Annotated in this window: 13 protein-coding genes; 8 read left to right on the forward strand and 5 right to left on the reverse strand. The window is 65.7% G+C overall.

Going from position 1 to position 12,443, the window contains the following annotated elements; genetic code table 11:
- Nucleotides 1-2 precede the first annotated feature (2 nt).
- The 7 genes from ccoO to ccoS all read left to right on the forward strand — a co-directional run bounded on the left by ccoO (nt 3) and on the right by ccoS (nt 6,126).
- A complete protein-coding gene (gene ccoO, locus BMY84_RS06620; protein ID WP_093082152.1) occupies nt 3-737 on the forward strand; it encodes a cytochrome-c oxidase, cbb3-type subunit II in 735 nt (244 codons plus the stop codon).
- Nucleotides 734-904, forward strand: a complete 171-nt coding sequence (locus BMY84_RS06625) for a cbb3-type cytochrome c oxidase subunit 3 (RefSeq protein WP_093082155.1) — start codon at nt 734-736, stop codon at nt 902-904. The genes ccoO and BMY84_RS06625 overlap by 4 nt, the downstream gene beginning before the upstream one ends.
- Complete coding sequence (ccoP, locus tag BMY84_RS06630) at nt 897-1,808, forward strand: cytochrome-c oxidase, cbb3-type subunit III (RefSeq protein ID WP_093082157.1); 912 nt, start codon at nt 897-899, stop codon at nt 1,806-1,808. Before BMY84_RS06625 ends, ccoP begins: the two co-directional genes overlap by 8 nt.
- A gap of 144 nt (nt 1,809-1,952) precedes the next feature.
- Nucleotides 1,953-3,386: a cytochrome c oxidase accessory protein CcoG gene (gene ccoG / locus BMY84_RS06635; protein ID WP_093082160.1), complete on the forward strand. Its 1,434-nt coding sequence runs from the start codon at nt 1,953-1,955 to the stop codon at nt 3,384-3,386.
- 3 nt (nt 3,387-3,389) lie between these two features.
- Nucleotides 3,390-3,854 (forward strand): FixH family protein, encoded by a 465-nt coding sequence (locus tag BMY84_RS06640; protein ID WP_093082162.1) that lies wholly within the window; start codon nt 3,390-3,392, stop codon nt 3,852-3,854.
- A complete protein-coding gene (locus tag BMY84_RS06645; protein ID WP_093082165.1) occupies nt 3,854-5,986 on the forward strand; it encodes a heavy metal translocating P-type ATPase in 2,133 nt (710 codons plus the stop codon). The genes BMY84_RS06640 and BMY84_RS06645 overlap by 1 nt, the downstream gene beginning before the upstream one ends.
- Nucleotides 5,983-6,126, forward strand: a complete 144-nt coding sequence (gene ccoS / locus BMY84_RS06650; protein ID WP_093082168.1) for a cbb3-type cytochrome oxidase assembly protein CcoS — start codon at nt 5,983-5,985, stop codon at nt 6,124-6,126. Before BMY84_RS06645 ends, ccoS begins: the two co-directional genes overlap by 4 nt.
- A 7-nt stretch (nt 6,127-6,133) precedes the next feature.
- Here ccoS and BMY84_RS06655 read toward each other — a convergent pair whose 3' ends face one another.
- Genes BMY84_RS06655 through BMY84_RS06675 form a run of 5 tightly spaced genes read right to left on the reverse strand, consistent with a single transcriptional unit; the run spans nt 6,134 to nt 9,977 of the window.
- Nucleotides 6,134-6,790, reverse strand: a complete 657-nt coding sequence (locus BMY84_RS06655; protein ID WP_143074998.1) for a TetR/AcrR family transcriptional regulator — start codon at nt 6,788-6,790, stop codon at nt 6,134-6,136.
- Between the two features lie 51 nt (nt 6,791-6,841).
- Nucleotides 6,842-7,702 (reverse strand): LysR family transcriptional regulator, encoded by an 861-nt coding sequence (locus BMY84_RS06660; protein WP_256215112.1) that lies wholly within the window; start codon nt 7,700-7,702, stop codon nt 6,842-6,844.
- 40 nt (nt 7,703-7,742) lie between these two features.
- A complete protein-coding gene (locus tag BMY84_RS06665; RefSeq protein WP_093082175.1) occupies nt 7,743-8,060 on the reverse strand; it encodes a DUF3325 domain-containing protein in 318 nt (105 codons plus the stop codon).
- Nucleotides 8,050-9,672, reverse strand: coding sequence for a PepSY-associated TM helix domain-containing protein (locus tag BMY84_RS06670; protein ID WP_093082178.1), 1,623 nt, complete (start codon nt 9,670-9,672; stop codon nt 8,050-8,052). The genes BMY84_RS06665 and BMY84_RS06670 overlap by 11 nt, the downstream gene beginning before the upstream one ends.
- On the reverse strand, nt 9,669-9,977 hold the full coding sequence (locus BMY84_RS06675; protein WP_093082180.1) for a hypothetical protein: 309 nt from the start codon (nt 9,975-9,977) through the stop codon (nt 9,669-9,671). The genes BMY84_RS06670 and BMY84_RS06675 overlap by 4 nt, the downstream gene beginning before the upstream one ends.
- Before the next feature lie 196 nt (nt 9,978-10,173).
- Here BMY84_RS06675 and BMY84_RS06680 point away from each other — a divergent pair, with 196 nt between their 5' ends.
- A complete protein-coding gene (locus BMY84_RS06680) occupies nt 10,174-12,423 on the forward strand; it encodes a TonB-dependent siderophore receptor (RefSeq protein ID WP_177203928.1) in 2,250 nt (749 codons plus the stop codon).
- Nucleotides 12,424-12,443: the final 20 nt, after the last annotated feature.

Raw genomic sequence — 12,443 nt, forward strand, 5'->3', positions numbered from 1 at the left:
TCATGGCTTCCAAATTCTTCGACCATGGCAAGCTGGAGCGGAATATCTCGCTGCTGGGCATCGCCTCCCTCATCGTCGTCGCCATCGGCGGCATCGTGGAAATCGCGCCGCTCTTCTGGATCGACAATACGATCGAGAAGGTGGAGGGGGTGCGCCCCTATACCCCGCTCGAACTGGCGGGCCGGAACATCTATATCCGCGAGGGCTGCTACAACTGCCACAGCCAGATGATCCGCCCCTTCCGCGACGAGACGGAACGCTATGGCCATTACAGCCTGGCGGCGGAGAGCATGTACGATCATCCGTTCCAATGGGGATCGAAGCGCACCGGGCCGGACCTCGCCCGCGTCGGCGGCCGCTATTCGGACGAATGGCATGTCCAGCATTTGAAAGACCCGCGCGCCGTGGTGCCGGAGTCCATCATGCCGACCTATCCCTTCCTCGCCGAACGGGAACTGAACAGCGGCGACATGCGCGGCGACCTGACCGCGCTGACGCGAGTGGGCGTGCCGTACAGCAAGGCGGATGTGGCCAAGGCCAATGACGACCTGAAGGCGCAGGCCGATCCCAATGCCGACGCGGCCGACCTGCTCAAACGCTATCCCAAGGCGCAGCAGCGCGATTTCGACGGCAATCCCGCCAAGCTGACCGAGATGGATGCGCTGGTCGCCTACCTCCAGATGATCGGGACGCTGGTCGATGTCGATGCGGCCAAGCCCCAGGAGGAACCGCGATGAGCTACGACGCCTTGCGCCACTTCGCCGATAGCTGGGGGCTGGTCTTCATGGGGGTGAGCTACATCATCCTGGTCGGCTGGCACTTCCTGCCCCGTGGCCGTCGGCACAGCCGCGACGCCGCCACGATGATCTTCAAGAATGACCATACGGAGGCCGACCATGGCTGACGGACAGGACAAGAAAATCGACGCCGCCACCGGCACGCAGCTCAAGGGCCATGAGTGGGACGGCATTGCCGAACTGGACACGCCGCTGCCGCGCTGGTGGCTGTGGACCTTCTACGCGACCATCCTTTTCGCGATCGGCTATGTGATTGCCTATCCGGCGATCCCGATGCTGCATGATTATACGCGCGGGCTCATGGGCTGGTCGAGCCGGGGGGCGCTGGCAAAGGAACTGGCCGCGCGGGAGGCGGAAATCGCGCCACTGCGCCGGGTGATCGCCGACACGGCGATCACCGACCTGCCTGGCAAGCCGCAACTGATGCAGGCGGCGGTCGAGGGCGGCCGCGCCGCGTTCAAGGTCCATTGCGTCCAGTGCCATGGTTCCGGCGCGGCGGGGGCGAAGGGCTATCCCAACCTCAATGACGATGACTGGCTGTGGGGCGGCGATCTGGCGACGATCGAAAAGACGATCACCGACGGCGTGCGCAACCCAAACCATGATGCAACCCGTGTGTCGATGATGCCCGCCTTCGGCCGCGACCAGTTGCTGACCGGCGCGCAGGTCAATGATGTGGTCGCCCATGTCCGCGTCATCAGCCGACAGGACAAGGCCAGTGCGGCCTCGCAGCGCGGGGCACGGGTCTTCGCCGACAATTGCGCGGTCTGCCATGGCCCGGATGGAAAAGGCACGCGGGCGCTGGGCGCACCCAACCTGACCGACGGCATCTGGCTCTATGGCGGCGACGCGGACACGATCCACGAGACGGTGTGGAACAGCCGTCAGGGCGTGATGCCGCGCTGGGACGACAAGCTGGACAAGGCGACCATCCGCATGCTGGCGACCTATGTCCACAGCCTGGGCGGGGGTGAGGCTACGCCAGCGGAAGCGGGCAATGCGGCGCAGTGAGGCATTCCTCCCCGGCACGGGGAGGGGGACCGCCGCGAAGCGGTGGTGGAGGGGGTATGCCCCCAGACGCCACGGATGCGTCAGCTTGCCCGCTCCCTCCGTCAGCGCTGCGCGCTGCCTCCTCCCCGTACCGGGGAGGAGGGGATGCTGATGCCGTCCGGGTCGAGCGACCTCTATGAGAAGCGCAAGGGCGTCTATCCCAAGGCGGTCGATGGTTTCTATCGCCGCCTGAAATGGGCGATCATGGCGGTGACGCTGGCCATCTATTGGGGCACGCCGTGGATAAGGTGGGATCGCGGGCCTTACGCACCCGATCAGGCGGTATTGGTCGATCTGGCGCACCGGCGCTTCTACATGTTCGCGATCGAGATATGGCCGCATGAATTCTATTATGTCGCGGGCCTGCTCATCATGGCGGGGATCGGGCTGTTTCTGGTGACGTCTGCGGTGGGCCGGGCCTGGTGCGGCTATGCCTGCCCGCAAACGGTGTGGACCGACCTGTACCAGCATGTCGAACGCTTCATCGATGGTGATCGAAACGCACAGATAAGGCTGGCGAAAGCACCTTGGAGCGCGACCAAGATCACACGCCGCTTCGCCAAATGGGGCGTCTGGCTAGCCATCGCCTTCGCCACCGGCGGTGCATGGATCTTCTATTTCGCCGATGCGCCCGCGCTCAGCCATGATTTCTGGGCAGGCAGCGCCGCGCCGGTCGCCTATGCCACCGTGGCCGTGCTGACCGCCACGACCCTGCTGCTGGGCGGCTTCATGCGGGAACAGGTGTGCATCTATATGTGCCCCTGGCCGCGCATCCAGACCGCCATGCTGGACGAGAAATCACTGGTCGTCACCTACAAGGACTGGCGCGGCGAACAACGCGGCAGTGTCAAGAAGGCGCAGGCCAACCCCGACCTGTTCGGCGACTGCATCGACTGCAACCAGTGCGTCGCGGTCTGCCCCACCGGCATCGATATTCGCGACGGGGCGCAGGTCGGCTGCATCACCTGTGCGCTGTGTATCGACGCTTGCGACAAGGTGATGGCGCAGGTCGGGCGTCCCCGTGGCCTGATCGACTATTGCACGCAGGAGGATGCGGAGGCGGAAAAGCAAGGCGCTGCCCCCCGGCCCGTCCTCAAGACGCTGCTGCGTCCCCGCACATTGGCCTATGCGGCGGTATGGCTGTCGATCGGCGCGGCGATGCTGTTCGCACTGGGCGCGCGCACCCGGATCGACATCGCCGCGCAGCAGGATCGCAACCCCATCTTCGTTCGGCTGTCCGATGGCGCGATCCGCAACGCCTATATGGTCAAGGTCCGCAATATGGAGGCGCGCCCCCGCCCCGTGACGGTCGCTGTCGAGGGCCTGCCCGGCGCGATGCTGTGGACCGACGCCATGCCGCGCGAACAGGCGGCAACGACCGTCATCGCCACCGTTCCCGCCGACAGCGTGGCCAAGCTGCGCCTCTTCATCGCCGCCCCGGCGCCCGGACCGCAGCGGCAGGACTTCGCCTTCACCGTCCGCGCCACCGATCGCGAAGGCGGCGGCGAGCGCGAACCCGCCCGTTTCGAAAGGCCGTAAGACATGCAGACCCGTCCGATCCGTCGCTTCACCGGCTGGCATATGACCGGTATATTGGCCGCCTTCTTTGCCGTGGTGATCGCCGTCAATGTTCTGATGGCGACGGTCGCGATCCGCTCCTTCGGCGGCACCGTAGTCGATAACAGCTATGTCGAGAGCCAGAAGTTCAACCAGTATCTGGCGCAGGCACGGGCGCAGGATCGCCTCGGCTGGAAGGATGATGTGGCACTGGACCCCGCACGCCATGTCACGCTGGCGCTGACCGACAACGCAGGCAAACCGATCCACGAGGCTCGCATTACGGCCGTCGCAGAACATCCGCTGGGCCGCGCGCTCGACATCGCCATCACCTTCCACGAAACCGCACCCGGCCATTATGTCGGCGACCGCGCTTTGCCCGCCGGGCGCTGGCAGTTGCGCGCCGATATCAACCATGGTGCGCAGCATCTGTTGCGGGAGGTCTTCTGATGGCGACCCAGCCTGTCTTGGCCGAGGCCCCTGCCCCGGACAGCATCGAAAGCCTGTTTGCGGTGCCCACGCTGCACTGTGCGGGTTGCATCGCCAAGATCGAAAATGGCCTGGCCAAAGTGGCAGGGATTGAGGGCGCGCGGGTCAACATGACCGCAAAGCGCGTCGCCATCCGCCACGATCCCGCGCTAAGCCCGCCGGAACTGAAAGCCGCAATCGCCGCGATCGGCTTCGATGCCGAACCCCTGGCCGACCCCGGCGTGGATGTCGCCGCCGACGAAAATCGTGCGCTCATCCGGGCGTTGGCGGTGTCTGGCTTTGCCGCGATGAACATCATGCTGCTGTCGGTGTCGATCTGGTCCGGCGCGGACGGCGCCACGCGGCAGATGTTCCACTGGCTGTCCGCCCTCATTGCCCTGCCGACGGTCGCTTATGCGGGCCAGCCTTTCTTCCGCTCCGCCTTTGCCGCCCTGCGACAGGGGCGCACCAATATGGATGTCCCGATCAGCATCGGGGTGCTGCTGACGACGGGGATGAGCCTGTATGAAACGCTGACCGGCGGCCATCATGCCTGGTTCGACGGGGCGGTGATGCTGCTCTTCTTCCTGCTGGCGGGCCGGTGCCTGGACAGCATGATGCGCGGGCGGGCACGAGCCGGTGTCGCCGCCCTGCTGAAGCAGACTGCGCCGGGCGCCATGGTGCTGGATGCGCAGGGCGTTAGCCAGTGGGTGCGCGCCGATGCCCTGCGGCCGGGGATGCATATGCTGGCCGCCGCCGGGGAACGACTGGCCGCCGACGGGCGCGTAATCGATGGCAATAGCGGTCTGGATATCGCCTTCCTGACCGGGGAGAGCGCGCCGGTGCGTGTGGGGCCTGGCGACCATGTCCAGGCCGGCGCCCTCAATGTCGACGGGCCGATCGTCGTGGAGGTCACAGCCGCCGGCGTCGATACGGTGATCGCCGACATCGCCCGGCTGATGGAGGAAGCGGCACAGGGCAAGTCCCGCTATGTGCGGATCGCCGACCGGGCGGCGCGGCTCTATGCGCCCTGCGTCCATCTGCTGGCCGCCCTATCCTTCGCTGGGTGGATGATCGCGGGCGCAGGTGTGCATCAGGCGCTGCTGATCGCGGTCGCGGTGCTGCTGATCACCTGCCCCTGCGCGCTGGGGCTGGCGGTGCCAGCGGCGCAGATCGTGGCATGCGGCGCATTGATGAAGCGCGGCGTGCTGGTGAAGGACGGGTCGGCGCTGGAACGGCTGGCCGAAGTGGACGAAGCCGTGTTCGACAAGACCGGCACGCTGACGCTGGGCCGCCCTACCCCACATGGCCTCGACCGGCTGGAGCCGCAGGACAAGGCCATAGTGCTGGCGCTAGCGCGCGGAAGCCGCCATCCGCTGAGCGTCGCGCTGCGGCAGGCGCTGGAGACGGAGGGTGTGATGCCCGCCCCGCTGGAAGATATCCGCGAACAGGCAGGCGAGGGCATGAGCGGTCACTTCGGCGACGAGGCCGTTTCGCTGGGTCGCCCTCGTAGCCTGATCAGCCTGTTCGATCTGGCCAGTGAATATCGGCGTGGCCCGACTGCGACGCTGCTACGCTTCGCAGATTCCCCGCGCCCCGATGCGGTCGAGACGCTGGCCGACCTCAACACCATGGGCGTGACAACCCTGATCGCCAGCGGCGACCGGCCCGAAGCGCTGGAGGCGATATCCCGCGCCACCGGCACGACCGCGATCGGCCATCTGCGCCCGCAGGACAAGCTGGCGCTGATCGGCCGACTGAAAGCAGCGGGGCACCGCGTGCTAATGGTGGGTGACGGCCTGAATGACGGACCGGCGCTGGCGGCAGGCCATGCCAGTATGGCCCCGGCCTCCGCCAGCGACGCCAGCCAGTTGGCCGCCGACGCCGTAATCCTGGGCGACTGGCTGGCCCCGGTGCCGATGGCGGTGCGGGCGGCGCGACGCACCGTGCGGGTGGTGAAGCAGAATTTTGCGCTGGCGATCGGCTATAATGTCTTTGCCGTGCCGCTGGCGATCCTCGGCCAGGTCACGCCGCTGGTCGCCGCCCTCGCCATGTCGAGCAGTTCGCTGATCGTCGTCGCCAATGCGCTGCGGCTGAAGGGCGCTGCACGATGACCGGCGTCGCTATCCTGATCCCGATTGCGCTCAGCCTTGGCCTGCTGGGGCTTGGCGCCTTTTTCTGGGCGCTGCGCAATGGCCAGTTCGAGGACGCGGATGGCGCCGCCGTCCGCATCCTGATCGACGAGGAGGATTGAGGAGAATTTACTCGGCGGAGAGCAGGAAGGCAGCGCACATCTTGCCCAGATCCTGCTTCAGTTCGTCCCAACCGCCTTCCCAGGCGGCGCCGGTCGCCGATCCGAAGCCCAGATAGCGGGCGATCGCGGCATAGAGGATACGGAAGGTCGAATGCACCGCCCGTTCCGGGTCCGGCTGCAGGATTTCGTCCCGATGGGCCAGCATCACATTGTGGACCAGATCGGACAATTCGCCATAGCTTTTCTTGCCGGCAGCCGAGACGATGGGATCGGTTGTGGCGCGCAGCATCATCGGCCGCATCAGTTCTGCATGATGGCGCAGCGTGTCGGCAATCCCTTCGACCAGCAAAGCCACCAACTGGCGCAGATTTTTCGCCTCTGCTTCCGCCCGCGCGATCACGGCGCGCTGATCGACCTCCACAGCCTCCAGCACGCGCGCCTGAACGGCGCGGATCAGATCATCCTTGCTATCGAACCGGCAATAGATGGAGCCGATCGACACCTTGCCGCGCTTGCCGACTTCCTGAAGCGTGAAATCGTCATTGCCGCGTTCGCGCAGCAATTCCTCGGCCGCCGCGATCATCCGTTCGAACGAGGCCTGGCTACGCTGCTGGCGCGGGGCACGGGGCGGCGTAAGGCGCAGGGAGGGGGCAGAACCGGTCACGAACCCTCCGTTCCAGTGGGAAGCCCTGCTGTCAAGGGCAGGTGCGCCCGATCAGTTCCCCGCCGCCAGTATGTCAATCAGCCAGGCGGTCGCTGGATCACGCGCGCTGCGTTCATGCCAAAGCAGCCAATAGTCGAATCCGGCCACTTCGTCCGGGGCGGGCAGACAGGCAAAGCCATGCGCGTGGGCGAAGCGCTGCGCCGCGCGACTGGGCATGGTCAGGATGACATCGCTGGAGCCGATCAGGTCCGGCGCGGCATAGAAATAGGGCAGCTTCGCCACCACGCGCCGCTCCGCCGCGCGATCGCCCAGGCAGGACTGGACATGGTCGACGTCCGGATCGCCAACGCTGATGGCGACATGCGGCCAGGCGAAATAGTCGTCCAGTGTGACCGCTTTGCGCGCAGCCAATGGATGATCGGGCCGCACGATCAGCGACTGGGTTTCGTGGAACAGATGCCGCGCGTGCGTGACCGACAGATCGGGTTCGAAGCCATAGATGATGAGATCAAGCTCGCCCGAAGCGAGCCGACGGAACATGTCCTGCGAAAAGGCCGACACATCGATCCGGCACCCCGCCGCCGCCGCGCCGATCGCGGGCAACGCCGGGGACAGGACCGACAAGACGCCATAGTCGGTCGCGGCGATCCGGAAACTGCGATCCAGCATCGCCGGCGCAAATTCGGGTGGCGCCAGCATCGTCGTGGTCATCGACAGCCAGTCTTCCAGCGGCTTGGCCAGTTCCACGCCACGCCGCGTCAGCATCATACCCGATCCGGACCGCACCAGCAGCGGGTCGGCCAGCAACTGGCGTAACTGGCCCAGCGCACGGCTGACGGTCGGCTGGCTGAGGCCCAGGCGCTGCGCCGCACGGCTGACGCTGCGAGTCTGGAGCAGGATGCTGAGCGTCACAAGCAGATTGAGGTCGATGGGTTTGATAGCGGCTTCCCCGTCAGGTCGCCGTCAACAACAGGCCAATGGCCGCGACCGGTACGGCCAATCCATAAGCAAGACGTGGTCGCCAGGACATCAGCAGCACCAACGCCGCGCCACTGATGCATAGCTGGCCGATCCAGGCGACCACGCCCAGCCCCGCGCCAAAGCGCAACACAGCCACGATCGCCGCCAGCCCCAGCAGCATCCAGCCGGACCAGCGTGCCACCGAAGGCGAGGGTAGCATCGGCAAAGGTGGCGACGGCCGGTACTTCTTCACAGCCAGCGCCAGACTGGCGAGCGCGGCATAGCCGATCAGGCCGGTTTCAAGCGACATCGACAGTCTCCCGCGCGACGGGTGCCAAGGGGGTCGGCGGCGGGGTCATCACCCGCCGCTTGCGCACCGGCGCCGCCTTGACCCGCGTGGCGCGCCAGGCACCAAAGGCCAGCAGCGCGCCGATCGCGATCATGGCCGCATCGAACGACAAGAACAGCGTGTCGCCGCTGCGCAGGCTGGCGAACAGGCCGCGATCGGTGGTCACGCTATTGACCAGCGGCAGCGACAGGAAAGCAGCGGCCGACAGCGTCAGCGCCTCCGGCCAGGCGTGGCGGACCGGGCGCAGCAGCATCAATGCCGCCAGCCCGAACCAGGTCCAGTACATCGCCTTCACCTCCAGCACCTCGCGCCCCGGCAGGTCGGCCGGGATCAGCCGGTTGGCCAGCAGGAAGGCCGCCATGCCGACCGGGAGACAGGCGATGGCGCTGATGTTCAGCCGCTCTACCAGACGGAAGCCGAAGAAGGGCCTGGCTCCCGGCTTGCGCCGCTTGGCGGTCCAGAGCAGCAGGCCGGTGCCGACCATCGCCGCGCCGGTCAGGCCGAGCAGGAAATAGATCCAGCGCAGCACTGGCCCGGCAAAATTGCCCAGATGAAGCCCCAGCATCACCCCGGCCGTCGCGATCGCCGCGCCCGGCGCAGGCGAGGCCGACAACTTCCGGCCGGTCGCTCCCGAGTAAGTGATGGAGGCCCCGCGTGCGTTGAGCTGATCGGCGCTGCTGCGCAGGATCGTCACCGTCGCGGCGGCATCATTGGGATTGCGGATGACGATCGTGCGGGGACGGCCGCCCTGCCATTCGCGCGCGGCGGCGTCCACCATCGGTCCGATCGGTGCGAGCGGTACGGCGCGGCCCGACGCCGGATCATCGGCATCGCGGCCATAGGCTTCGGCAAAAAAACCGGTGGGCTTGGCGTAATTGGCGACTGCGGGCCAGGGCATGTACATCACGACCAATGTGATCAGCCCGGTATAGGTGATCATCGCATGGAAGGGCAGCGCCAGCACCGCCGAGACATTATGCGCGTCGAGCCAGCTACGCTGCCCCTTGTTCCAGCGCAGCATGAAGAAGTCCGCGAAGAAACGCTTGTGCGTCACCACGCCCGAAATGATCGCCGCCAGCATGAAGATGGCGCAAAGCCCCGCCAGCCAGCGTCCCCAGGGATGGGGCAATTGAAGCTGGAAATGGAAGCGATAGAAATGCTCGCCCCCGCGCGTTTCCCGCGCCGTCACGGCTTCGCCGCTGGTCGGGTCGAGGCGGATTTCCGGGCGACGCGGCGCTGGTGGTGCCTTGGGATCGGGATTGGGGCGGGCGAGCGCGAAGATGCGGGTTTCCACCGTGCGATCGTCGGGCAGGTAGATATACCATTGTTCATCGTCGGGCGATGTCGCCTGCATATGCGCGACCGCGCTTTCCGCCGCTTGCCGGGGCGTCACCGGTGCCAATCGCAGTTCGGGCTGCATCCAGCGGGTGATTTCCGGCCGGAAATAGCTGGCCGTGCCGGTCAGGAACATGGCGAACAATATCCAGCCCGCCAGCAGCCCCAGCCAGGTGTGAATCCACGCCATCGACTGGCGCAGGCCCCGCGCGCCGTCCGCCTCCTTCGCCTTGCTCATGGCCGTGGTCCCATCAGCCAGAGCAGCGCGACCGAGATCAGCGCGCTGCCCCAGATGACCGCCGCAACACGCAGCAGTCGCGATTCATGGAAGGCCCACAGCGCCAGCAGCGCATAGATCAGGAAGGAGAGGATCATGCCCCAGGCGGTCGCCTCCACCCGCGCGATCGGCAGCGATCGCGCCAGCAGCGAAGCCAGCCCGGATGCAGCGGCATAGCCGCCCGCCAACGCCGTCAGGCAGCGCGCGGTCATGGCGAAAGCGCGCCACGGCGCGCGCCGGGACGGTGTCAAACGTTCAGTCTTCATGCGCTCCTCTGCACGGCGATTGCCTTGCCTCTAACGGATGCGCCGTCTAGTAGCAATTGCGAATCGTTATTATTATCATTCGCAACAGGGGGAATTTATGATTATCTCGTCGGCCAGGTCCGCGCATCTGCATCGTCGGCGCGCAACGCATGCATCTGTCTACTTCGGTGTTGCACTATGTGCGCTTGTGCCAGCCTTGGCGCATGCAGAGGAAGCCGCCGATGCCAATAGCGACACGATCATCGTCACTGGCCTGAAGGATAATCAGACCGGGTCGGGCACCAAGACCGACACCCCGCTGATGGCGACGGCGCAGAGCATCACCATCATCGACAATGACGAACTGATCCGACGCAACGCGCTGTCGATCAATCAGGCGCTGGGCTATGTCGCGGGCGTATCCCCCAACCAGCGCGGCGGGATGGTCACCCGCTATGACCAGCTCATCCTGCGCGGCTTTTCGCCCGGCGTCTTTCTGGACGGGATGCGGCTGATCGCCGGCCCCTATTCCACGCCACAGATCGACTTCAACCGCATCGACCATATCGACGTGGTGAAGGGGCCGGCATCGGTCCTCTATGGCAATTCCACGCCGGGCGGCCTCGTCAACCTGACCAGCAAGATGCCCGAGGCAAACGGCTTCGGCCGGTTCGAAGCGCAGGTCGGCAATTATGACAGCCTGCGCTTCGTCGGCGACGTCAACCAGCCGCTGGACAGCGACGGCCGACTGCTCGCCCGCGTCGTGGGCGGATGGCAGAAGTCCGATGGCCTGACCGAGGGCACTTTTTCCGAGCGCTATCATGTCAGCCCGATGCTGACCTTCGCCCCGGCCCCGGACACCAGCTTCACGCTGGTCGCCGCCTATCAGCATGCGCCGAGCGGCGGCGGCTATTCGGGCGTGCCGGCCTATGGCACGGTCCTGTCCAATGGCGGGCTAGGCACGTTGCCGCGCGACATCAACACCGGCGATCCGGGCTATGAGCGCTATGATCACAAGGCGAAGTCGATCGCCGCCTTCTTCCGCCATGATTTTAACGAGCATCTGACGGTCCGGTCCAATTTCCGGTTCCAGAACAACAAGCTGTCCTACCGCCAGCTTTATGTGTCCGGTTTCCTGACGACGGGCACGGGAACCTCCACCAACAGCGACTATTCGCGTATCTTCCGCGGCGGTGGCGGCGCGGACGAGGATTTCGATACGCTGACGCTGGACAACAGCCTGAATGCCAAGTTCGCGACCGGCCCGATCCAGCATAATATCCTGGTCGGGGTCGATTATCAGCGCATCACCGGCGAAAATGTGCAGCAGTTCAACAGCCGCCTAACCCAGGGCATTCCCAATCTCAGCCTGTTCGCGCCGACCTATGGCACCGGCCTGCCGACCTTCGACCTGAAGGACCTGTCCGGCCTCGCCAGTGCGGCGCGCGCCTATACCAACAGCTATGGCAAGCGCGACCAGACCGGCGTCTATTTTCAGGATCAGATGTCGATCGGTCGCCTCCAGTTGATCGCCAGCGGTCGGCAGGACTGGTATGAACAAAGCTCGCTGAACCTCAACCCGACCACCGCCGCCGCCCGCGCCGCGCCGGTCACGCGCTTCGACCAGTCGGCCTTCACCATGCGGCTGGGCGCTCTGTATGAATCCGCCTTCGGCCTATCGCCCTATGTCAGCTATGCCGAATCCTTCGAACCGCAATCGGGCACCGTCTTCGTGTCGCCGACCGAAAATCGCGCGGCGACGCCCGTGACCGGCCGCCAATATGAGGCGGGGCTGAAATATCAGCCGGCCGGGACCAATGCGATCTTCACCCTGTCCGCCTATGACCTGCGGCGGCAGAATGTGCTGGTCAGCCATCCGGAAGCCGGCACCGGATCGATCCCGTCGACCGCCCAGATCCAGATCGGTGAAGTGCGGGTGCGGGGCGTGGAACTGGAAGGGCGCGGCGAGATCCTGCCGGGCTTCGATATCATTGCGGCGGCCAGCTATACCGACGCGATCATCACTCAGGGCGCGCCGGCCGTCGCGGCCACCGCGACCAACAGCGGGACGCCAACGACCACCGGCACACGCCAGCTTGGCACGCCGGAATGGGCGGCATCGACCTTCCTGTCCTATGATTTCGGCAAGGCGGCCAAGGCGAGCGGGCCGCTGGCGGGCCTCAGTCTGGGTGCAGGGGTGCGCTATGTCGGCGGCTCGGATGGCACCACCACCTATGCGATCATCAATAATGTGACGACCTTCCGGCGATTCCATACCGACGGCTTCATTCTGGTGGACGCACTGATCGGCTATGACCTGGCCAAGGTCGGGCTGGATCGATGGAGCCTGGCGGTCAACGCCAGCAACCTGTTCGACAAGACGCATATTTCGGCCTGCCCGTTCAACAATAGCTGCTATTATGGCGCGCCGCGCACGGTGGTCGGATCGCTGCGATTCGCCTGGTAAAGATATCGGGAGACGCCGGG

Source organism: Sphingobium sp. AP50 (assembly GCF_900109095.1).
In the GTDB taxonomy this organism is placed as follows: Bacteria; Pseudomonadota; Alphaproteobacteria; order Sphingomonadales; family Sphingomonadaceae; genus Sphingobium.